This is a genomic window from Bradyrhizobium sp. HKCCYLS3077 (assembly GCF_051167555.1).
In the GTDB taxonomy this organism is placed as follows: Bacteria; Pseudomonadota; Alphaproteobacteria; order Rhizobiales; family Xanthobacteraceae; genus Bradyrhizobium.
On record NZ_JBNPTH010000003.1, the window covers coordinates 737394 to 759385 of the forward strand.

The 21992-nt window shown below is 65.8% G+C and carries 23 protein-coding genes; 17 read left to right on the forward strand and 6 right to left on the reverse strand.

The annotated features are described in order from the left end of the window. Position 1: 1 nt before the first annotated feature. Genes ACQR0Z_RS15340 through ACQR0Z_RS15350 form a run of 3 tightly spaced genes read right to left on the reverse strand, consistent with a single transcriptional unit; the run spans position 2 to position 2816 of the window. Positions 2 to 1102 (reverse strand): CgeB family protein, encoded by a 1101-nt coding sequence (locus tag ACQR0Z_RS15340; protein ID WP_434919160.1) that lies wholly within the window; start codon positions 1100 to 1102, stop codon positions 2 to 4. Beyond that, positions 1099 to 1695, reverse strand: coding sequence for a histidine phosphatase family protein (locus ACQR0Z_RS15345; protein WP_434919322.1), 597 nt, complete (start codon positions 1693 to 1695; stop codon positions 1099 to 1101). Before ACQR0Z_RS15345 ends, ACQR0Z_RS15340 begins: the two co-directional genes overlap by 4 nt. An 11-nt stretch (positions 1696 to 1706) precedes the next feature. Then, a complete protein-coding gene (locus ACQR0Z_RS15350; RefSeq protein ID WP_434919161.1) occupies positions 1707 to 2816 on the reverse strand; it encodes an inositol-3-phosphate synthase in 1110 nt (369 codons plus the stop codon). A gap of 321 nt (positions 2817 to 3137) precedes the next feature. Between ACQR0Z_RS15350 and ACQR0Z_RS15355 the strand changes: the two genes are divergently transcribed. Together ACQR0Z_RS15355 and ACQR0Z_RS15360 are read left to right on the forward strand one after the other, a co-directional pair. After that, positions 3138 to 3413, forward strand: a complete 276-nt coding sequence (locus ACQR0Z_RS15355; protein ID WP_434856757.1) for a hypothetical protein — start codon at positions 3138 to 3140, stop codon at positions 3411 to 3413. Between the two features lie 47 nt (positions 3414 to 3460). Beyond that, positions 3461 to 4366: a hypothetical protein gene (locus tag ACQR0Z_RS15360; RefSeq protein ID WP_434919162.1), complete on the forward strand. Its 906-nt coding sequence runs from the start codon at positions 3461 to 3463 to the stop codon at positions 4364 to 4366. Here ACQR0Z_RS15360 and ACQR0Z_RS15365 read toward each other — a convergent pair. Beyond that, the gene (locus ACQR0Z_RS15365) at positions 4338 to 5132 is read right to left on the reverse strand and encodes a Crp/Fnr family transcriptional regulator (RefSeq protein WP_434919163.1); all 795 of its coding nucleotides are present in this window, start codon (positions 5130 to 5132) and stop codon (positions 4338 to 4340) included. The two genes, ACQR0Z_RS15360 and ACQR0Z_RS15365, sit on opposite strands and share 29 nt — an antisense overlap. A 97-nt stretch (positions 5133 to 5229) precedes the next feature. Between ACQR0Z_RS15365 and ACQR0Z_RS15370 the strand changes: the two genes are divergently transcribed. The 15 genes from ACQR0Z_RS15370 (at position 5230) to ACQR0Z_RS15440 (ending at position 18748) form a co-directional block, all read left to right on the forward strand. Next, positions 5230 to 5433, forward strand: coding sequence for a hypothetical protein (locus ACQR0Z_RS15370; protein WP_434856754.1), 204 nt, complete (start codon positions 5230 to 5232; stop codon positions 5431 to 5433). A gap of 142 nt (positions 5434 to 5575) precedes the next feature. Further along, the gene (locus ACQR0Z_RS15375; RefSeq protein ID WP_434878693.1) at positions 5576 to 6742 is read left to right on the forward strand and encodes a transporter substrate-binding domain-containing protein; all 1167 of its coding nucleotides are present in this window, start codon (positions 5576 to 5578) and stop codon (positions 6740 to 6742) included. A 32-nt stretch (positions 6743 to 6774) separates the two neighbouring features. Next, positions 6775 to 7383 (forward strand): ANTAR domain-containing response regulator, encoded by a 609-nt coding sequence (locus ACQR0Z_RS15380; RefSeq protein ID WP_434856752.1) that lies wholly within the window; start codon positions 6775 to 6777, stop codon positions 7381 to 7383. Positions 7384 to 7634: 251 nt separating this feature from the next. Further along, positions 7635 to 8891, forward strand: coding sequence for a transporter substrate-binding protein (locus tag ACQR0Z_RS15385; protein ID WP_434856751.1), 1257 nt, complete (start codon positions 7635 to 7637; stop codon positions 8889 to 8891). Positions 8892 to 8954: 63 nt separating this feature from the next. After that, positions 8955 to 9848 carry an urea ABC transporter permease subunit UrtB gene (gene urtB, locus ACQR0Z_RS15390; protein ID WP_434878692.1) on the forward strand — a complete coding sequence of 298 codons (894 nt, stop codon included), beginning with the start codon at positions 8955 to 8957 and terminating at the stop codon, positions 9846 to 9848. A gap of 1 nt (position 9849) precedes the next feature. Continuing rightward, positions 9850 to 10998, forward strand: a complete 1149-nt coding sequence (gene urtC, locus ACQR0Z_RS15395) for an urea ABC transporter permease subunit UrtC (RefSeq protein WP_434919164.1) — start codon at positions 9850 to 9852, stop codon at positions 10996 to 10998. Positions 10999 to 11001: 3 nt separating this feature from the next. Further along, entirely contained in the window at positions 11002 to 11745 is a 744-nt protein-coding gene (gene urtD, locus ACQR0Z_RS15400; protein ID WP_434919165.1) for an urea ABC transporter ATP-binding protein UrtD, read from the forward strand. Then, the gene (gene urtE / locus ACQR0Z_RS15405; protein WP_434878690.1) at positions 11745 to 12440 is read left to right on the forward strand and encodes an urea ABC transporter ATP-binding subunit UrtE; all 696 of its coding nucleotides are present in this window, start codon (positions 11745 to 11747) and stop codon (positions 12438 to 12440) included. Before urtD ends, urtE begins: the two co-directional genes overlap by 1 nt. Before the next feature lie 92 nt (positions 12441 to 12532). After that, a complete protein-coding gene (locus ACQR0Z_RS15410) occupies positions 12533 to 13570 on the forward strand; it encodes an aliphatic amidase (protein ID WP_012042181.1) in 1038 nt (345 codons plus the stop codon). Between the two features lie 74 nt (positions 13571 to 13644). Beyond that, the gene (gene ureE, locus ACQR0Z_RS15415; protein ID WP_434919166.1) at positions 13645 to 14175 is read left to right on the forward strand and encodes an urease accessory protein UreE; all 531 of its coding nucleotides are present in this window, start codon (positions 13645 to 13647) and stop codon (positions 14173 to 14175) included. A gap of 2 nt (positions 14176 to 14177) precedes the next feature. Beyond that, complete coding sequence (locus tag ACQR0Z_RS15420) at positions 14178 to 14849, forward strand: urease accessory protein UreF (protein ID WP_434919167.1); 672 nt, start codon at positions 14178 to 14180, stop codon at positions 14847 to 14849. Positions 14850 to 14861: 12 nt separating this feature from the next. After that, positions 14862 to 15557 carry an urease subunit gamma gene (locus tag ACQR0Z_RS15425; protein WP_434878688.1) on the forward strand — a complete coding sequence of 232 codons (696 nt, stop codon included), beginning with the start codon at positions 14862 to 14864 and terminating at the stop codon, positions 15555 to 15557. Positions 15558 to 15578: 21 nt separating this feature from the next. Beyond that, positions 15579 to 17288, forward strand: a complete 1710-nt coding sequence (gene ureC, locus ACQR0Z_RS15430) for an urease subunit alpha (RefSeq protein ID WP_434878687.1) — start codon at positions 15579 to 15581, stop codon at positions 17286 to 17288. A 4-nt stretch (positions 17289 to 17292) separates the two neighbouring features. After that, a complete protein-coding gene (gene ureG / locus ACQR0Z_RS15435; RefSeq protein ID WP_434919168.1) occupies positions 17293 to 17940 on the forward strand; it encodes an urease accessory protein UreG in 648 nt (215 codons plus the stop codon). Beyond that, the gene (locus tag ACQR0Z_RS15440) at positions 17906 to 18748 is read left to right on the forward strand and encodes an urease accessory protein UreD (protein ID WP_434878685.1); all 843 of its coding nucleotides are present in this window, start codon (positions 17906 to 17908) and stop codon (positions 18746 to 18748) included. The genes ureG and ACQR0Z_RS15440 overlap by 35 nt, the downstream gene beginning before the upstream one ends. Before the next feature lies 1 nt (position 18749). Here the strand turns inward: ACQR0Z_RS15440 and ACQR0Z_RS15445 are convergent, their stop codons facing one another. Together ACQR0Z_RS15445 and ACQR0Z_RS15450 are read right to left on the reverse strand one after the other, a co-directional pair. Continuing rightward, positions 18750 to 21062, reverse strand: coding sequence for a nitric oxide reductase activation protein NorD (locus tag ACQR0Z_RS15445; protein ID WP_434919169.1), 2313 nt, complete (start codon positions 21060 to 21062; stop codon positions 18750 to 18752). Then, a complete protein-coding gene (locus tag ACQR0Z_RS15450; RefSeq protein WP_434856739.1) occupies positions 21050 to 21850 on the reverse strand; it encodes a CbbQ/NirQ/NorQ/GpvN family protein in 801 nt (266 codons plus the stop codon). Before ACQR0Z_RS15450 ends, ACQR0Z_RS15445 begins: the two co-directional genes overlap by 13 nt. Positions 21851 to 21992 lie beyond the last annotated feature (142 nt).

Here is a 21992-nt window from a genome sequence, read left to right on the forward strand (position 1 = left end):
GTCAGGCCTCCTGTGTCGTCAGCGTCGGTGTGCGCCGGATCGACCGTTCGAACAGACCGATCATCTCGTTCGCACGCGTCTGCGAGCTGTGTTCGTCGAGCGCGCGCTGTCGGGCGCTGGCCGCAATGCGCGCCAGTTCGCCGTCGTCGCGGGCGAATGCCGCAAGCGTATCCTCGGAGCGATTGACCAGGATGATCTCCTCATCGGGCGCGAAGAAATCCGCGATCCCGTCCCAGGTGTCACTGAGCAGGGGGACGCCGCAGGCGGCCGCCTCGAATAGCCGTCCCGAGGGACACCAGCCCATCTCGGCCATCGCGCGGCGCGTGACGTTCAGGGTCAGTCGCGACGAGGCGAAGAAGGCGGCGTGCTCTGCCGGCGGCAGATGGCGCACGAAGTAGATGTTCGACGACCAGGGAAAATCCCGCGGATATTGCGCGCCGCCGATCAGGAAGCGCAGGTCATGACGGCCGCGCGCCGGCTCGACGAACAAGTCTTGGAGCGCGGCCTGGCGATCCGCCGAATAGGTCCCGAGATATGACAGCGCGGCCCGATATTGCGGCTGCGGCGCGACCGGCCGATGCACGTCGGGATCGACATGGCCGTAAAGCGGCGCGATCATGCGCGCCCCGAGCTGATTGCGGTATTCGTCGAACAGGCGCGGCCCGCCGGTGAAACTGAGCACGAGGTCGAAATCGACGAGCCCGCGGGGGCCGATGTAGGAAAGTGGCTCGCCGCTTCGCAGCCGCTCCAGCGTGACCGGCGTATCGAGGTCGTAGAACACCTTCAATCCGCAGCGGCTGTCGAGGATCAACCTCGTGGCGTCATGGCCATCGGGACAATAGGACGACAGGATGGCGGCATCCGCGTCGGCCAAGGCCGCCTTGGCCTGCCTCGCGACATCCTGCCAGCCACGGTAGAGAATCAGATGACCGCCTGCGAGCTCGGCCATGTCGCGATTGTCGGCGTAATAAGGCACGTCGCGCTCGAAGAACACGACGCTATGGCCAGCACGGATGAGGTTCTTGCACAGCCCACGCCACAGCGTGGCATGGCCATTGCCCCAGGACGACGAGATGGTCAGCCCGAAAATGACGATCTTCACGCCGGCACCTTCATGTTGGCCTGGATCAGCTTCAAGCCGGTGGAATCCGCGACCAGCGTGCTGATGCTGGCTGGCGCGACGTCGACCGAAGCGAACTCATCGAGGGCGATCCTCGCGACCTGCATGATGGCGGCCCGGATCGGCTCGGCATGGCTGACGAGCACGATGCTGGCGCTGCCATGGGTTCGGCACAGTTGGGCGACGTGCGACATCATCCGCTCCTGCACCGCGGACATGCTCTCGCCATGGGGCGGCGTGGACGAGGCACGTTTGGCGTTCCACTGCTGCCACGCCGGATCGGCATCGAGCTCGGCGAAGCTGCAGCCAGTCCAGTCGCCGGCATCCAGCTCGTCCAAGGCCTGCACGATCTCGACCGGTAGCTCGTGCTGGCGCGCGATGATGTCGGCTGTCTGCAGCGCCCGCGGTTGCGGGCTCGACTGGATCAGCGTCGGAATGGGATCGATCAGCCGGGCGCAGATTTCGGCCTCGCGGCATCCCTCGGCATCGAGCGCGACGCCGGCCATGCGACCGCAGAGGGTGCGGCCGAGCAGAGGATGATGCCCGTGCCGGATCAGGTGAATCGTGATGGTCATCATCAAGGCCTTCAGCCGGCGTCGTCGAGCGGCACGTCGTCGATGAAGGCGCGCGTTCTGCGTCGGGCCTCCTCGTCGGTGAACTGCCGGGGCGGCGATTTCATGAAATAGCTGGACGGCCCGGTCAGCGCCCCCCCGACGCCGCGGTCCATGGCCAGCTTGGCGCAGCGCACGGCGTCGATCACCACGCCTGCGGAGTTCGGCGAATCCCACACCTCGAGCTTCAGCTCGGCGCTCAATGGTACGCCGCCGAAGGTCGTGCCCTCGAGGCGAATGTAGGCGAGCTTGCGGTCGGTGAGCCACGGCACGTGGTCGCTCGGGCCGACGTGCACGTCGTCGACGGGCAGCGGCACGTCGAACTGGCTGGTCACCGCCTGGGTCTTGGAGATCTTCTTGGAGCTCAGCCGCTCACGTTCCAGCATGTTCTTGAAGTCGGTGTTGCCGCCGACGTTGAGCTGATAGGTGCGGTCGAGCCGGACGCCGCGCTCGCGGAACAGGTTGGCCAACATGCGGTGAATGATGGTGGCTCCGACCTGGCTCTTGATGTCGTCGCCGACGATCGGCAGACCCGCGTCCTCGAAGCGTTTGCGCCAGGACGTATCGGACGCGATGAAGACCGGGATGCAGTTGACGAAGCCGCAGCCGGCCTCGATGGCGCGGGCGGCATAGTACTCCGTTGCTTTCTGCGCGCCGACGGGCAGATAGGAGACGACGATGTCCGTGCGCGAGCGCTTCAGGACATCGGTCACGTCTGCTTCCGGTCCCGGTGCCAGCGGCACGTCGTCCTCGAGATATCGTCCGATGCCGTCGAGCGCCGGCCCGCGGGCGACGATGACCCCGGTTTCCTCGACCGGCGCGAATCGGAAAGTGTTGTTCGGCCGTGTCCAGATCGCGTCGGCGACATCGCGACCGACCTTGTCGGCATGTACGTCGAAGGCGGCGGCGATCTCGACGTCGCCGATGTGATAGCCGCCGATGTCTGCGTTCATCAGCCCCGGGACGGGCTCGTTGGACTTCGCATCACGATAGTAGCTGAGGCCCTGGATGAAAGAGCTGGCGCAATTGCCGACTCCGACGACTCCGACACGAACACGATGTCGGTCTTGAAGACGGGAGTGCATCGAGTGTCGTCCTCCGAATTTGGCCACGCGACATGAGCGAAACCTAAGTACGTCGGCGAACGTGCCCGGGATATGTTCGTTCCTGTTGGAGCACCCGGCGACGCTGCGGCCCCGGTCGTTTTCGCCTGAAAAGGCGGGAAAGGCTGATCTAGATTAGATTCCGTGCACGGGGGGCAGGAACGATCTTCTTCAATGATGAAGAACAAGAAGCCTGGCAGCACACGCTGTCCCGGCCCGTTTTACGAACGAATCGGGTGCTCTCGCGTTTGATCGCAGCAGCGAGGCACGATTCGTCTCGTCCGTCTTGTGAGGAGGTCCGCGATGAGCGAGAGCGCAACAACCACCGATCACGGCAAGATCCGCAAATGGGCCGAAGAGCGCGACGGTCGTCCGTCCACCGTCGCGTCGACGGAGCAGGAGGGGCACGCAGGCATCCTGCGCATCGACTTCGGGCCGAAGGAGAAGTCCCTGGACGAGATCGATTGGGACGAGTTCTTCCGCAAGTTCGACGAGGCCGAACTCGCGTTCCTGTATCAGGACCGCACCAAGGACGGGAAGATCAGCCGCTTCCACAAATTCGTCCGCCGCGACGCGTGAACGGAGAGAGCGGCCAAAGCAGCGAGGCGAACGACTGGGTCGCCGCGATGCGCGCGCAGGACTTTGCGCGCGCCTGGACGATCGCCGACCGCGACCTGTCGACGATACGGTCGATCGGCCCGGCGAAGCATGAGGGTCCGCGTCACTTGCAGAAGATCTGGCGTGGCGAGGACCTCGGCGGCAGGGTCGTGCTGGTGCGCTGCTATCATGGGCTCGGCGACACGATCCAGTTTGCCCGGCTCCTGCCGGCGCTTGCCCGCATCGCCCGCGACGTGATCGTGTGGTGCCAGCCGGCGCTGTGCGGCCTGATCGCGCGGGTGCCGGGCGTCCGGCATGTGCTTCCTTTGCATGACGGTATCCCGGATGTGGCCTTCGAGGTGGATATCGAGATCATGGAGCTCGCGCATGCGCTGCGGGTTGATGGCGAAGATGCCGGCATGAGAGCGTCTTATCTCGCGCCCGCAGGGCCGCCGGTGGCGCTGCCTGCGCATGACGGCCTCGCGGTCGGATTGGTGTGGCGCGTCGGAAACTGGGACAAGCGGCGGGAGCTGCCCGCCGACCTCGTTCGAACGCTGCTGATCCCGCGCATCGCTGCATTCTCGCTGCAAGCCGACCTCGGCGCGGCGGAGGTCGCCGAAATCGGTGCCCGAGACATCAGCTCGGCGGACATCGATGTGCTTGCGAACACGCTGATCGCTCTCGATCTCGTCATCACCGTCGATACGATGGTGGGGCATCTGGCCGGTGCGCTCGGTTGCGAAACCTGGATCATGTTGCACGCAGACCCCGACTGGCGTTGGCCCGCGGCCGGAATGCGAACCTATTGGTATCCGCGAACACGGTTGTTTCACCAGCAGTCGCCGGGAGACTGGACTGGTGTCGTCGCCCAGGTGAGGCAAGCCCTGTGCGACCGGGTCGCCGCGATCAGCTCGCCGCGTCCAGGCCCAGCCTAGGCTCCGGGCCTAGCGGCCCCGCCGTGGCAGGGTCAAGTGCTGGCGGTTGGCGCAGCATCAGATAATCAGGCCGAAAGCCAGCCAGTCGCGTCAGCCCCTTCCAATCCGTGACCGTGATCGTCCGCGAATGCCAATGCAGCAGGGCCCGGCGGCGGAGGTCCTGGATGGTCCGATTGGCATGCACAGGGGAGATGCCGCAGATCGCCGCGAGATCCGATTGGGTGAACGGCGATGGGAAACGCAACTCGTGCCCGAGCCCGACGGCCCGCAGCCGCACGGTGATCTCGCAGATCAGGTGCGCCACGCGGCTCAGCGAGTCCCGGCTCCCCAGATTGGTCAGCCAGGTTCGTAGCGCCGCCGCGTCGGCGAGCATCAGCAGCGAGAGCGCCGTTGCCAGTCGTTCGGAGTGAGCGCGCACGTCGCGAAAGAAGGCGTGCGGCACGAAGGCCGCGACGGCCGGAGTCAGAGCGCAGAGGTGTCCCGCGACTTGCGGGACGATGGTCGTGTACAGATCCGGCACATCCCCCGGAACGTAGATCGCGGTGATCTGGCCAGCGCCCGCATCGACATCCTTCCAGCAGAGATAGCCCTGCAGCAGCAAGCAGCAGGTCGAAGGCTCCTCGCTCTTGCGCCAGACCTCCTCATGCGGGGCGAAGCTTCTAATCGTGCTTGGCATTCGCCTGAGGAGCTCGAGATCATCGATCGACAATTCCGTCAGACTCCTCAGGCGGTCAACCAGCTTCGTAAACGCAAAACCTGCCTGCATCCGCTCTCGTCCTCATGGGCCATCCGTCGCCGGCGAGCCCGGTCTCCTTCTGCAATCAACTCAAGATCGGCACAGCGAATCGTTCCTATGGTTCCAGATGCGGGTGTCCGTGCGTGTTCCCCGCGCGGAAACGATCGCGCTCGCGCCTCCGTTTGCGCTCGCGTCAACGGCCGCGGTGATCGTCTCGGTGCAGGCGGCCTCGACCGCCGGCAGGCCATCGGTCAGCACAGTGCTGGACCGCCTGACCCACCATTGCGACATCGTCGAAACCGATCCGGGGGCAATTTCGAGCGCCGGTTGACGTTCCGCCCGTCGGCAGCGACATGGCCGACGAGTTGACGCCACGCGAACAGTCATCCTACACAGAATGCGAGAGGCGGTTGTCTCCGATGCCGATCAGCGGTGTCGGGAGACGGTCAATCGGGGCGTGGTGCAGTCGTCAGATGGGATCATCAGAAAGGCAGCTCGAAAGCTGGCGTGTCGGCGTGCTGTTTTCGCAGACCGGCGTGACCTCGGGGATCGAACGGACACAACTGAACGCGACCCTGCTTGCGATCGCCGAGATCAACGCCGCCGGAGGCATCCTCGGGCGTCCGGTGGAGCCCATCATCTACGATCCCGGTTCCGAGCCGAAGAAGTTTCGCTCGTTTGCCGAGCGCCTGTTCCAGGTCGACCGCATCCGCCTGCTGTTCGGCTGCTACATGTCGAGCACGCGCAAGGCGGTTCTGCCGTCGGTCGAAGGCCATCGCGGCCTGCTGTTCTATCCCACCCTGTATGAGGGCTTCGAGTACTCCCGTAATTGCATCTATACCGGGGCCGCGCCGAACCAGAATTCGCTGCAGCTCGCGCGCTTCCTGCTATCGACTTACGGCAACCGCTTCCTGTTCGTCGGCTCCAACTACGTCTTTCCCTACGAGTCGAACCGGCTGATGGCGGATTTCGTGGTGCAGGGCAAAGGCAAGGTGCTGGACGAGATCTACGTGCCGTTGCATGCGCAGGCCAAGGATTTCGACAAGGTCATCGCCCGCATCAAGAAAACGTCGCCGGACGTGATCTTTTCGACCGTGGTCGGCAGCGGGACCGCGGAATTCTATCGCGCCTATCGCGCGGCGGGGTTCGATCCGACGAAAATGCCGATTGCAAGCCTCAGCACCAGCGAAGCGGAGGTTGCCGACATGGGGGCGGACGTCGCGGAAGGCCACATTACCGCGGCACCGTTCTTCGAGACCTTGTCCTCGCAGGCGGCGCGGCGCTTCGTTGCGAGCTTCAAGGCGCAATATGGCGACGATGCGCCGGTGACGGCTTGCGCGGAAGCGGCCTATTTCCAGGTGCATCTGGCGATGCGCGCGGTCGCCAAATGCGGCTCGGACGATCCGGAGCAGGTGCTCGGCAACATGCGGGATTTCGAGTTCGATGCGCCGCAGGGACGCGTCCGGGTCGATCCCGAGAACAACCACACCTATCTGTGGCCGCGGATCGCGCGCGTCGATGGTCAGGGCCGTTTTCAGATCGTCTGGAATCCCGGCGTGCGCGTCAAGCCTGATCCCTATTGCGTGGTGCAGAGCCTCGACGACTGGTCGGTCGACGAGCAGCAGCTTATTCGGTCCTGATGGTCCAGCGGTAGCGTGGCGGAGAATCGGGCGTGGCGATCCAAATTCTTCGTGATCTGCGCGGCCTGCGGGTCCATGTCGTGCACCCGCCGGACAGCGAGCGGACCAAGCTCGTCGAGCATCTGCGCCGCATCGGCTGCATGGTCGAGATCCAGTGGCCGGTGCCGGATGGATGGGCGGATGGCGCCGACGTCGTCTTGCTCGCGATCGAGCACGACATGCGGTTGGAGATCCAGCGGCTGCTCAAATCGGATGCAAACCATCGGCCGACCCTCATCGCCGTCGTCTCCTATGAGGATCCATCCACCTTGCAACTGGTACTTGAGGCCGGTGCGGTCGCCGTCATCGAGCGGCCGATTCGGCCGTTCGGATTGCTCACGAATCTGACGATTGCGCGCAGCCTGTGGTTGGAGCGGCGCGAGGCCGAAAAGCGCGTCCGCAAGCTGGAGCGCAAGCTCGCCGGCATCCAGCGGATCCAGAAAGCCAAGGCGATCCTGATGGATGGCCAGGGATTGAGCGAGGCTGATGCCTATGAGAGCATTCGCAAGCAGGCGATGTCCAAGCGGCTGTCGATGGACGACATGGCTGCGGCAATCATTCATGCAAACGAGCTCTTGCAATACCGCGCGAAGAATGATTAGCTTTTGTTAGTTGAGGGGAGAAGATCCATCTCAGCGCCGCCGGACCATCAAGGATGCTGGTCTGGCATCGGCTAGGTAGCCCGAAGAACCCGTGAAGGGTTCGTCGGGCTTTTTTGTTTTTTGGGCTCGAGTTTGACCGCCGGCGCTCCGCGCGTCGTCGGAGCTCGAACCGCTCTGGGCGAATTTTGGCAGCAAGCAACGTGCTTCGGCGCGAACGAGGACGTGTGCCTGGACAACGGGGAGTGTGCGGTATGGCAGTCGATCGACGCAAATTCTTGAAGAGCGGCGCCCTGGCGGGCGGCGCACTGATTACCTCGCCATGGGTGTTCTCGACTGGCGCCAAGGCGGCCGGTGAGATCAAGGTAGGCGTGCTGTTCTCGCTGACGGGCGGCCTGTCCATCGTGGAGAAGTCGCTGCACGACGCCACGATGATGGCGATCAGCGAGATCAACGCCGCCGGCGGCGTCAAGGGCATGAAGATCTCGGCGATCGCTGAGGACGGCGCCTCCGATCCCAAGACCTACAATGAGAAGGCCTCCAAGCTCGTCATCCAGGACAAGGTCCCGACCGTGTTCGGCTCCTACACCTCGGCGAGCCGCAAGGCGGTGCTCCCGGTGTTCGAGAAGCGCAACAATCTGTATTTCTATCCGACCTATTACGAAGGCTTCGAGTGTTCGAAGAACGTCGTCTATACCGGCGCCGTTCCGAATCAGCAGCTGTCGAACTTCATCCCCTGGATCATCAAGACGCTCGGCAAGAAGAAGTTCTTCATCGTTGGATCGAACTACATCTATCCGCGCGAAATGGCCAAGGTCTCCAAGATCCTGATCGAGAAGAACGGCGGCGAGTGGATCGCCGACGAATATCTCGAGCTCGGCCATTCCGAGTGGGGCTCGATGGTCAACAAGATCAAGAGCTCGGGCTGCGACGTCGTGCTGTCCAACGTGGTCGGCGACTCCGTCATCGCGTTCTATCGCGAGTACAAGAACCAGGGCCTGACCCACGACAAGCTGCCGATCTGCGCCACGGTGACCTCGGAGATCGAGATCGCGGCCATGGGCGCCGAATATGCGGTCGGCTCCTTCACCTCGTTCCCGTACTTCCAGGCGATCGACACCGACCGCAACAAGGCGTTCATCGAGCGCTACCGCAAGTTCGTCAAGGACCCCAAGGCGGTGACCCATCACGCGCTGGAATCGTCCTACTTCCAGGTGTTCCTGTGGAAGCAGGCGGTCGAGAAGGCCGCCGAGATCACGCCGGTGGCCATCCGCGAAGCGGTGAAGGGCCAGGAGTTCGACGCGCCCAACGGCCACGTCAAGATCGAGGCCGAGAACCTGCATACCTATTTGACGCCGCGCATCGCGCAGTGGCTCCCGGACGGGCAGGGCAAGATCATCGATGCCTACAAGGAGCCGGTCATGCCGCTTCCCTACGTCGCCTATGGCGAGACCCCGACGAACCTTTTCTGTACTGGGAAAGGTCTCGACGCGGCCAAGCTGAAAACCTGACGTCGTAAGGAAACCTCATCCACCGCGCGCCTCCCTCGCGCGGTGGATGGCGGGAGGCATGTCATGCTCGAGGTATTGTTCATCGGTCTCAGCCTGGGATCGATCCTGCTCCTGGTCGCGCTCGGCCTCGCCATCACCTATGGCGCGATGGGCGTCATCAACATGGCCCATGGCGAGATGGTCATGGTCGGCGCCTATGTGACCGTGCTCTCCGGCCTGTGGCTGGGCACCAACATCTTCGTCGCCATCCCGCTCGCCTTCATCGTGACCGCGCTGCTCGGCCTGCTCATCGAGCGCGTCGTGGTCCGCAAGCTCTATGGCCGGCTGCTCGATACGCTGCTCGCGACCTGGGGCATCGCCATCCTGATCCAGCAGGCGGTGCGGCTCGAATTCGGGCTGTCATTCCTCGGCATCCACATCCAGGGCCTCGGCCCCGGGCTGCAGAATGTCAGCGTGCCCGACATCCTGCAGGGCACGTTCCATGTCTTCGGCTCCGACATCAACCGCTATCGGACCTTCATCATCCTGGTCACGGCCGTTCTCGCCATCGCCACCTGGTTCGTGATCTACCGCACCGTGGCCGGCACTCAGGTCCGTGCCATCATCCGCAATCCGAAAATGGCGGCCGCCTGCGGCATCGACGTCACCCGCGTCAACGCGCTGACCTTCGCCTTCGGATCGGGCCTTGCCGGCGTCGCCGGCGTGATGATGTCCGGCTTCAAGACGGTGTTTCCCGACATGGGCACCTCGATGGTGGTCGACGGCTTCCTTGTCGTCGTCATGGGCGGCGTCGGCAGCCTGCTCGGATCGGTGCTGTCCGCCGGCATTCTCGGCGAGATCAACGGGCTCGTTGCGGCCGCGACCAACGACATCCTCGCCCGCGCCGTCGTGTTCGGCGTCGTGATCGCCATCATCGTGCTCAAGCCGAAGGGCCTGTTCGCCCTCAAGGGGCGCTGACATGCTGTCGAAGCGCCGTATCGACTGGGCGATCTACGCGATCTTCATCGTCGCGATCATGCTCGTGCCGCTGGTCATGGATTCGTTCTGGCTCAATCGCCTGGCCAAATATCTCGTGTTCGGCATGCTCGGCATCGCCGTGGCGCTGTCCTGGGGCTACGCGGGCATTCTCAACCTCGGGCAGGGGCTGTTCTTCGGCACCGGCGCCTACATGCTGGCGATGTCGCTGAAGCTCGCGAGCTCCACCAGCCTGCAGCAGGGCTCCGACAGGCCGGTGCCGGACTTCATGCTTTGGAACGCCGAGCCCGGCGCCAAGACAGAGCTGTGCTGCATCAACAAGGCCTCGTTCCTATGGCTACCCTTCCAGAGCCAATGGTTCGGTGTCGCCATGGGTCTGGTCCTGCCTGTCGTGATCGCTTTCGTGCTCGGCTCGATCGTGTTCCGCAAGCGCATCGCCGGCGTGTTCGTCTCCATCATCACGCTGGCGCTGGTGCTGCTGGTGCGGCTGGTCATGATCGACGCCCAGCCGGTCACCAACGGCTTCAATGGCCTTACCGACCTCGGCTGGTTCAAGCTCGGCGAGTTCGAGTTCGATCCCTATGTCGTGCCGACCTATTATCTGATCGCGATCTCGCTCAGCGTCGTGCTGGTGCTGGCACGCCTCCTGGTCGAGACAAGGGCAGGGGTCATCCTGCAGGCGATCCGTGACGACCAGAACCGCGCCCGCTATCTCGGCTTCGACGTGCCGGCCTACCAGATCTTCTTCTTCGCGGTGTCGGCGCTGATCGCAGGCTTTGCCGGCATGCTCTATGTGATCGTGTCGGAGTTCGCCTCGCCGACCTTCATGGATCTGAGCTTCTCGATCACCATGGTGGTGTGGGCGGCGGTCGGCGGCCGGGCCTCGATCCTCGGCGCCTGCATCGGCGCGATCCTGATCAACATGATCTCGGCGACGGTCAGCGAGACCGAGGGCTTTGCCGAAGCGTGGAAGGCGATCATCGGCCTGATCTTCGTCCTGGTCGTGCTCTACATGCCCCGCGGCATCGCGGGCCTCGCCCATGACCTGATCGACCGCTTCATCGCGCGGAAACCGTCGACCCCGGCGCCGGCCCTGCGCGTCAACGATCCATCCTCGCAGCCGGCGGAGTAGCTCATGGGCCAGGCAGCGCTTACCATCGACGGACTCAGCGTCGACTTCGAAGGCTTCAAGGCGGTCAACGGGGTCTCGATGATCGTCGAGGACGGCGAGCTACGCGTGCTGCTCGGCGCCAATGGCGCCGGCAAGACGACCTTGATGGACCTGATCTCCGGCAAGACGAAGTCGACCGGCGGCCGCGTGTTCGTACACGACACCGAGATCACCAATTGGGAGGAGCACAAGATTGCCCGCGCCGGCATCGGCCGTAAGTTCCAGATCCCCAGCGTGTTCAAGGAGCTCACGGTCCGCCGCAACCTGGAAGTGGCGAGCTGCAAGAATCCCGGCGTGTTCGCCAATCTCGGCTTTGGCTTTACAGCGAAATCCAAGATCGACGAGGTGCTGGAGCTGATCGGGCTGACCGAGGAGGCCAGCCAGGTCGCGGCCTATCTCAGCCACGGCCAGACCCAATGGCTCGAGCTCGGCCTGCTGATCACCCAGGATCCCAAGATCATCCTGCTCGACGAGCCGACCGCGGGCATGACCCAGGCCGAGACGCACAAGACCTCGCTGATCGTCAACAACCTCAAGGGCCGCCACACCATCATCGTGGTCGAGCACGACATGGCCTTCGTCCGCGAGATCGCCGAGCGGATCACGGTGCTGCATCTCGGCCAGGTGCTGGCGGAAGGCAGCGTGTCCGAGATCGAGAACGATCCCAAGGTGCGCGCTGCCTATCTCGGATCGAAGGGGATCACCTGATGCTGGCGTTTGCGCATGTCGACAGCTTCTACGACCGCAGCCACATCTTGCACGATGTGTCGCTGGACGTGCCCGATGGCCGCGTGACGGCGATCCTGGGCCGCAACGGCACCGGCAAGACGACCTTGCTCAAGACGCTGATGGGGCTGACCGACAAGATGCACGGCCAGATCTGGCTCGGCGATCAGGAGATCGGCGCCGAGCCGACCTTCAAGCGGGCGCGCGCCGGCATCGCCTATGTGCCGCAGGGGCGCGAGATCATTCCAGACTTCACCATCCGCGAGAACATCCTGATGGGATCGTTCGCGCGGGCCGACGGCAAGCGCGAGATCCCGCCGCTGGTCGCCGAGCTGTTCCCGTATCTGATGAACAATCTCGACCGCAACGGCGGCGTGCTCTCGGGCGGACAGCAGCAGCAGCTCGCGATCGCCCGCGCGCTGGCCGCAAATCCCAGGATCATCCTGCTGGACGAGCCGAACGAAGGCATCCAGCCGTCGATCGTCGAGGAGATCGAGAACGTCATCATCCGGCTCAACCGCGAGATCGGGCTGACGGTGATCCTGGTCGAGCAGAACGTCGCGTTCGCCCGCAACGCGGCGCACCGCTTCGCCATGATGGAGAAGGGCCGCATCGTCGCGGCGGGAGACATTTCGGAACTCACCGATGCGATGGTCCACCGCCACATGGCGGTGTGACGATCGGAGGTCGTGGAGAAAGTGGATGCGCGGGCCGGCGCATCGCATCGCGAACGGCAGGCTTCTGACGGGTTGGCAGCAAGGAGAGCAAGATGCTTCACGGTGATATCACGTCCAGCAACGACACGATCGGCGTCGCCGTCGTGAACTACAAGATGCCGCGCCTTCACACCAAGGCGGAGGTGCTCGACAACGCCCGCAAGATCGCCGACATGATCGTCGGCATGAAGACGGGCCTGCCGGGCATGGATCTCGTGATCTTCCCGGAATATTCGACTCACGGCATCATGTACGACTCCAAGGAGATGTACGAGACGGCCTCCACAGTGCCAGGCGACGAGACCGAGATCTTCGCGGAAGCCTGCCGCAAGGCCAAGGTCTGGGGCGTGTTCTCGCTGACCGGCGAGCGTCATGAGGAGCACCCGAAGAAGGCGCCCTACAACACGCTGATCCTGATGAACGACAAGGGCGAGATCGTGCAGAAGTATCGCAAGATCATGCCCTGGGTGCCGATCGAGGGCTGGTATCCCGGCAACTGCACCTATGTCTCGGAAGGGCCGAAGGGCCTGAAGATCTCGCTGATCATCTGCGACGACGGCAACTATCCAGAGATCTGGCGCGATTGCGCTATGAAGGGCGCGGAGCTGATCGTACGCTGCCAGGGCTACATGTACCCGGCCAAGGACCAGCAGGTGATCATGGCCAAGGCGATGGCCTGGGCCAACAACGTCTATGTCGCGGTTGCCAACGCCTCCGGCTTCGATGGCGTCTACTCCTATTTCGGCCATTCGGCGATCATCGGCTTCGACGGCCGCACGCTCGGCGAATGCGGCGAGGAGGATTACGGCGTGCAGTATGCGCAGCTGTCCAAGTCGCTGATCCGCGACGCGCGCAAGAACGGCCAGTCGCAGAACCACCTCTTCAAGCTCGTCCACCGCGGCTACACCGGTCTGATTAACTCCGGTGACGGCGATCGCGGCGTCGCGGCCTGTCCGTACGACTTCTACGCCAAATGGGTCGCCGATCCCGAAGGGACGCGCGAGATGGTGGAGTCGTTCACGCGCTCGACCGTCGGGACCGAGGAATGCCCGATCGAGGGCATCCCGAACAAGAAGGTGGCGCACCGCTAGCTCGAATGCCGTCGGCGGCGGGCCACATCCGCCGCCGACCTTGTCTTGTCATCGGGTGAAAGGAGATTTCTGCGATGCGACGCATCGAGCACGTGCTGGGCAGCAGGCTTGAGCCGGACTTCTCCGAGGAGCTCCATCGTCTCGAGCATCAGGGGGCGGTCGATGTCGTCACCGTGCCGTCCGCCGACCTCGCACGCCGCCGTCTGCTGATTGCGACGCGCAGCGGCGAGGAACTCGCGATCGCCTTGCCGCGGACCGAGAGACTGTTCGACGGCGCGGTGCTGCTGCTCGAGGCCGACCGCGCCATCGTGGTGCGCGCCGCGACCGAGCGCTGGCTGCGGCTGGAACCGCGCTCGATCTCGGACGCGGTCGAGCTCGGCTACCAGGTCGGCAATCTGCACTGGCGCGTCAGGTTCGGCGGCGAGGTGCTGCTGGTCGCCCTCGAGGGGCGGCCGGAGGACTACACGACGCGGATCGAAAACCTGATCTCGGCGCGCCGCGTCGCCGTCACCGTGCTCGACGAGGATGCCGCGGATGCCTTGGCGCCGGCCGATGCTGCGCCATCCGCCGGCCATGACCACCATCATCATCACGGCGATCATTGACCATGCTGCCGCTGCTCCGCGCGATCTGGCAGGCGGATGCCGCATTCCCGAGCGGCGCGTTCGCCTTCTCCTATGGTATCGAAGGCGCGCTCGCGCTGCGGCCCGACATGGGCCTGCCGGAGTTCGAACGGCTCTGCGCGGCGGTGCTGCAGCAGCGCTGGGCGAGCTATGACCGCGTTGCCCTGTTGCGGTCGTTCCGCGCCGGGCCAGACGTCGCGGTCCTCGACGCGATCGACCGGGACGTCGAGGCGTCAACCCTGATCGAGGCGTTGCGCGCGGGCTCGCGGCGCAACGGCGCATCCTTCCTGGCCGCGCATGCGCGGCTCGGCCAGCCGCTCGCGGTGAAGCTGCGCGAGCGCCTGAGGGCAGGTGAGGGCCACGGCCATATCGCCGTCATGCAGGGCGCGGTCTGGGCTGCGCTGCAACTGGAGGAGCGGCATGCCGAATTGTGCTCGGCCTACACGGTCGCCTCCGGGCTCATCACGGCCGCTGTGCGGCTCGGAAGCGTCGGCGCGCTGCAGGGACAGAGCGTGCTGCAGGCGCTGCTGCCGCTGATCGACGAGCTGGTCGCGCGTCCGGTCGATGACGACGCCGAGCTGGAGAGCTTCATCCCCGTTCTCGACATTGCCGCCGCGCGGCACGTCCATGCCGAATTGCGGCTGTTCGCCAATTGAGAGTGTCACTGCATGCTGCTCACACCCACCGAACTCGAGCGCCTCACCATCTTCAACGCCGCCGAGCTGTCGCGCCGTCGCCGTGCCCGCGGGCTCAAGCTGAACTATCCGGAAGCCGTGGCCATTATCACCGATGAGATCCTCGAAGGCGCGCGCGACGGACGCAGCGTGGCCGACCTGATCAGCCACGGCTCGACCATCCTGACGACCGACGACGTGCTGCCGGGAATCGCGGCGATGATGGACATCATCCAGGTCGAATGCGTGTTTCCCGACGGCACCAAGCTCGTCACGGTGCACGAGCCGATCCGGCCGGCGGTCGGCTCGGCCGCCGATCCCGAGCGTCCCGGCGAGATCAAGGCGCTGCCGGGCCAGCTCGCGCTCAACGACGGCCGTCGCAGCATCACCTTGACCGCGGTCAACACCGGCGACCGGCCGATCCAGATCGGCTCGCATTTCCATTTCTTCGAGGTCAACAAGGCGCTGGAATTCGACCGCGCGGCGGCCTTCAACATGCGGCTCGACATTCCCGCCGGCACCGCCGTTCGCTTCGAGCCGGGCGCCTCCAAGCAGGTGACCCTGGTGGAGTTCGGTGGCCGCCAGCATCTGTCGGGCCTCAACAATCTCACCGATGGCGCGGCGTCCGATCCGGCCGTGCGTGCAGCCGCGCTGGCGCGCGCCAAGGCGCGCGGCTTCCGCGGCGCCTGAGTTTTCGAAGGGGGACATCCATTGGCGACGATCGACCGGCGTGACTACGCCGCACTCTACGGCCCGACGACCGGCGATGCGGTCCGGCTCGGCGACACCTCGCTGTTCGCCGTGGTCGAGAAGGACCATGCCGTCTATGGCGACGAATGCCTGCATGGCGGCGGCAAGACCCTGCGCGACGGCATCGGCATGGCTGGGATCACCAGCGCCGAAGGCGCGCTGGATTTCCTGTTGTGCAACGTCACCGTGATCGATCCCGTCATCGGCATCGTCAAGGGCGATCTCGGCATCCGCAACGGGCGCATCGTCGGCATCGGCAAGGCCGGCAATCCCGCGATCATGGACGGCGTCGATCCGCGCCTCATCGTCTCGACCGGCACCACCGTGCGCGACTGCGAGGGCCTGATCGCCACGCCCGGTGCGATCGATGTCCACGTCCATTTCGACAGCGCAGGCCTCGTCGAGCATGCGTTGGCGAGCGGCATCACCACGATGATCGGCGGCTCGCTCGGCCCGATCACCGTGGGCATCGACTCCGGCGGTCCGTTCAACACCGGCAAGATGCTGCAGGCCGCCGAGGCCTGGCCGATGAATTTCGGCTTCCTCGGCCGCGGCAATTCGCATCGCGAGGCGCCGCTGATCGAGCAGCTGCAGACCGGCGTGATGGGACTGAAGCTGCACGAGGACTGGGGGACGATGCCGGCGGCGATCGACACCTGTCTCAAGGTAGCCGACGCGCAAGATTTTCAGGTCCAGATCCACACGGATACGCTGAACGAGTCCGGCTTCGTCGAGAACACGCTGGAGGCGATCGGCGGCCGCACCATCCATATGTATCACACCGAAGGCGCCGGAGGCGGCCACGCGCCCGACATCATCCGCGTCGCCGGCGAGATGCATTGCCTGCCGTCGTCGACCAATCCGACCAATCCCTACACGGTCAACACCTTCGACGAACATCTCGACATGACGATGGTCTGCCACCATCTCAATCCGGCCATCCCCGAGGATGTCGCCTTCGCCGAGAGTCGAATCCGCGCGCAGACCATCGCGGCCGAGGACGTGTTGCACGACATCGGTGCGATCTCGATGCTCGGCTCCGACAGCCAGGGCATGGGCCGCATCCACGAGGTGATCTGCCGGACCTGGCAGCTCGCCTCGAAGATGAAGGACCAGCGCGGCGCGCTGCCGGACGACAAGCCCGGCTTCGGCGACAACGCCCGCATCCGCCGCTATATCGCGAAGTACACGATCAATGCCGCCAAGACCTTCGGCATCGCCGACCACATCGGCTCGCTCGAGGACGGCAAGATCGCCGACATCGTGGTGTGGCGTCCGGCGTTCTTCGGCATCAAGCCGGAGCTCGTGATCAAGAGCGGCTTCATCGCCTGGGGCGCGATGGGCGACAGCGCGGCGTCGCTGATGACCTGCGAGCCGATGCTGATGCGGCCGCAATGGGGCGCGTTCGGCCGTGCGCCCGCGGCGCTGTCGGCCTGCTTCGTGCATCCGCTGGCGATCGAGCGCGGCCTCGCTGCCGAGCTCGGCCTGTCGAAGCAGCTGTTGCCGGTGAAGGGCACGCGCGGGCTCTCCAAGCGCGACATGTTGTGGAACGATGCGTGTCCCAACATCCGGGTCGATCCTGAAACCTTCGACGTGTTCGTCGACGGCGAGCTCGCGACCTGCGAGCCGGCGCGCGAGCTGCCGCTGGCGCGGCGCTACATGCTGAGGTGAGACGATGCTGCAGACATTGATGTCGACCGATGTGCAAGCGGCGACAGGGGCCGCACGCGTCGGCATCGGCGGTCCGGTAGGCTCGGGCAAGACCGCGCTGATCGAGGCGCTGATCCCGGTCTTGCAGCGGCGCGGCATCGATTTCGCTGTCGTCACCAACGATCTCGTCACCAAGGAGGATGCCGAACGGTTGCGCCGCTCCGGCCTGATCGATCCGGAGAGGGTGTTGGCGGTGGAAGCGGGGGCGTGTCCGCACACGGTGATCCGCGAGGATCCGACGTTGAACATCGCGGCCGGCGACGAACTCGAGGCGCGCTTTCCCGGCGTCGAGCTGATCCTGTTCGAATCCGGCGGCGACAATCTCGCCTCGACCTTCTCGCTCGACCTCGTCGACTGGTGGATCTTCGTCATCGACGTCGCCGGCGGCGACGACATCCCGCGCAAGCGCGGCCCCGGGCTGCTGCGCTGTGATCTCCTCGTCGTCAACAAGATGGACCTCGCGCCGCATGTCGGCGTCGATCTCGAGCGCATGCTCGCCGACGCGCGGCAGGTGCGCGGCGGGCGGCCGGTGATCGCGACCAATCTGAAGAACGGCACTGGCGTGGAGGCGGTCGCCGATGCGATCTCCGCTGCAGTCCTGTTCCGCGTCTGAGGGCCGCGCGGTCGAGGCCGCGCTGTCCATCGAACATGCCGGCGGCCGCAGCATGCTGCGCCGTCAGCATGTCGGATATCCCCTGCATGTGACGCGCGGGTTCTATCTCGATGCGGCCAAACCCGATCTGCTGACGCTGTATCTGCAATCGGCGTCAGGCGGTCTCTATGCCGGCGACCGCATCGGCCTCGATGTGAGCGTCGCGCGCGGCGCGGCGTTTCACCTCACGACACAGGCGGCGACTGTGGTTCACGACGGCCGCGATGTCGGCGCCGTGCAACGCCTGACGGTGACGGTCGAGGCCGGTGCGTTCTGCGCCGTGACGAACGATCCCTATGTGCTGTTTCCCGGGGCCGAGCTCACGCTGCAGACCGCGGCGACGGTCGCCGAGGATGCCGTGCTGTGCGTGGCGGACGGTTTCGCCGTGCACGATCCGCGCGGGAGCGGCCGGATGTTCACGGAGCTGTCGAGCCGCCTGCGCATCGTGCGTCCCGACGGCCGCCTGCTGCTGCAGGACGCCGGCCGCATCGGCGGCGACGACCTCGCGGGCGCATTGGGCGCGATGGCCGCGGCCGCCAATCTCGTCCTCATCGCGCCGGCCGATCGGTTGCCGCCCGCGAAGAGCCTGCAGCAGGCGGCCGATGCCTGCGGTGCGCTGGCCGGCGCGTCGGCCGCGCCGAACGACGCCGGCCTCGTGCTGCGCATCCTCGCGCCGGACGGCGGCACCCTGTCGCGCGCGATGGATACTGCCTTCCATGTTGCGGCCGAGGCCGCGCTCGGCTTGACGCTGGCGCGCCGGCGCAAATAGCTCAGCGCCGCGCCAGCCTGAAATACAGCTCGGACAGCCGCGCCGGCAGATCCTCGACACGATGCACCAGCATCGTGTTGCCGCGGCCGAAGATGCGCGTCGCGGCATCGACGCCGCCGCGGCCGAGCACGACGCCATAGGCATCGATGCCCTGGCCATGTAGCCCGAGCGCGGCGCGGCGCGCATCCTCGATGAGATCGAGCGGATCCGGCACGTCGATGTCGGAGGGCTCGCCGTCGGTCAGCACGATCAGCAGCTTGCGGCTGGTGTTGGCTGTCTCCAGCACTGCGCCGGCATGGCGCAGCGCGGTGCCCAGCCGGGTCGACAGTCCCGATGCGAGACCAGCAAGCCGCGCGCGGCAGTCGCGGTCATAGGCATGGCTGAACGCCTTGATGGTGATCATGCGGACGTCGTTGCGCCCGTCCGAGGCGAAGGCGAGCATGCCGAAGGCATCGCCGAGCTGATCCATGGCCTCGGCTAGTAGCGCGACCGCAAGGCGCTCGACGTCGAGCACGGTCGCGCCCGAGGCGAGGCGGTCGCGGGTCGATTCCGAAATGTCGACCAGCAGCAGCGCCGAGAGGTCGCGGTGCAGCGCCTTGGCCGAGCGGAACACGCGCAGGTCCGGCATCTCGCCGCCGCGGAGCGCAATCCCGGCGTCGAGCACGGCGTCGAGATCGAGGTCGTGCCCGTCCTGCTGCCGCTTGAGCCTGACCGTGCGGCCGATGCGCACGCCGCGCACGAGCCGCGCCACGCGGCTGCGCAGGGCGCTCGCCTGGTCCAGCGCATGCTCGATGCGCGCCGCATCGCCGGCCGGCGCGGCCACTTCGCGCACCGTGGTCCAGTCCGGCCGTTCGATCGCGTCGACGCGGTCCCATTCCGGATAGCGTGCGATGATCACGCCGCGTGCGTCCGGCGCCACGGGGCGGGCGCGGCCGGGCTCGGCTGGCGCGTCCTCGGCATCCTGCTCGTGCCGCTCGCCCTCGTCGGGCTGCTGCTCCGGCCTGACGGCGTCGATGAACAGCTCCAATGTCTCGGCCGATGGCGGCGTGTCCGCGTCGAAGTCCCACAGGCCGAGACCGTCATCACGGTAGAGCGGCTCGACCACATAGGTCTTGGCGTTGAACTGCACCCGCATCTGGCCGAGATCGTTGCCGAGCAGCATGCCGATCTCGCGGCTGATCGCGTGGTCATCGAGCCTCGGCCGCGCCGCTGAAAACAGCGCGCGGCCCTTGCCGACGAAGCCGTCGTCATCGGCATAGTCCGGATCGAACAGCGCCCGCGCCAGCCGCGCGAGAAGCGTCGGCGCTGTCGTGACGGTGGTGGGCACGGCGACGTGATAGGGCGCCCATAGCCGCCTGAGGCCGGGCAGCGCGCGCATCGCCAGCGCCTCGACGCGGGCATCCTCGATCAGATTGACCAGCGCGACCTGCAGCGGCTTGAGATGGCCGATCGGAAAACGGGCGCGGCCGAGTACGAGGTGTGCCTGCGCATGCGCGGCAGCGGCGCGGAACAAGGCGCGGGCGGCCTCGCCTTGCATGCCGCGATAGACCTCCGGCAGGCGGATCAGCGGCCCGGCGAGGGCGGAGCGGCGCTGCGGCGTCTGCCCGCCTTCGACCGGCATGCTCCGTAGCAGCGGCACCGCTCCATGGAGCGCGGTGAGGAAGGCTTTCAGCTCGGTCTCGACATCGCCGAACGTCACGCTGCCTAGATCGCGCGCGATCAGGCGGCGTGCCAGCTCGTCCTGCAGCGAGAAGAAGGCGAGCCGCTTGCGGCGATCGCCCGCCGCGGCGCGCAGGCCGGCGGCGACGAAGCTTTCGAACGCGGCGATGCTGCCCGGCCCTAGGGTCTCGGTCATGTGGCTCGCGGCGGCAGCGATCGACTCCGGCGCCTGCTTCGCGAGCACGTCCATCGTTCGCCACCAGCGCGACAGGGCCGCGCCGGGGCCGAGGATGCGGCGGGCTGCGGGCAGCGCCTTCAGCGCACTTGTCGCGGCCGGCGCGCCAGCATGGCGGCACACCTCTGCGGCTGCCTGCGCCGCGCCGAGCAGCGGTGCGATCTCGCCGGCGGTATCGCCGGTGCTCGCCTCCCAATAGGCGATCAGGCAGGCCGGCCCGGCATTGACGTTCGCGAGCACGAGCATGGCGCCAGCCCACGCATCCATCTCGGCGGCATCGAAGCGGCGCGACAATGTTTCCCATGCCGCAAGGAAGAGCGGCCGCAACGTCTCGCGCTGACGGATCCACAGATGCAGCGTCCGCGTCGGCCCGTCGGGATCGGTCAGCAGTTGCAGCGGCGCCGCGCTCACGGCAGGCACGCCTCGATCGCGTCCGACAGCGCTGCGCGGATGTCGGGATTGTCGGTGATCGGCAGCACGATGCCGGACTGCACGGCGGCCGGCAGCGGCAGGCCGGCGCGCACCATGCGGCCGGTGTGGATCAGCATCCGCGTCGAGGCGCCCTCGTCGAGCCCGTGACCCTGCAGGTTGCGCGAGCGCTCGGCGATGCTGACGAGCAGGCGGGCAAGATCGGCATCGGCCCCGCTCTCGCGCGCGACGATCGCGCTCTCGGTGGCCGGCGGCGGATAGCCGAAATCGATCGCGATGAAGCGCTGCTTGGTCGATTCCTTGAGGTCCTTGACGGCGCTCTGGTAGCCGGGATTGTAGGAGATCGTCAGCTGGAAGTCGGCATGCGCCGGCACGACCTCATTGTGCTTGTCGAGCGGCAGGATGCGCCGCGCGTCGGTCAGCGGATGGATCACGACCGTGGTGTCCTGCCTCGCCTCGACGATCTCGTCGAGATAGCAGATCGCGCCGTGACGCACGGCGAGAGTCAGCGGCCCGTCGTGCCAGACCGTGCCGGATGGCTCCAGCAGATAGCGGCCAGCGAGATCGGCTGCCGTCATGTCCTCATGCGCGGCAACCGTGATCAGCGGCTTTCCAAGCCGCCAGGCCATGTGCTCGATGAAGCGGGTCTTGCCGCAGCCGGTCGGGCCCTTCAGCATCACCGGCAGCCGCTCGTGATAGGCGGCCATGAAGGTCGCGACCTCCTGGCCGGACGGCTGGTAATAGGGTTCTACGTCAATTCGGTAGGAATCGAGGATCATGCGAATCTCCGCTTGCCCGTGCGGAGACCGGCCAAAAGTCGCCGTTCTCCGCAAAGGGAGATATGGCGATCATTGCCTTGGAAACACGCTGCGGCCTCGGAGCGTGCGGACATGCAGCGACGCTGCACGATCAAATTAGAGA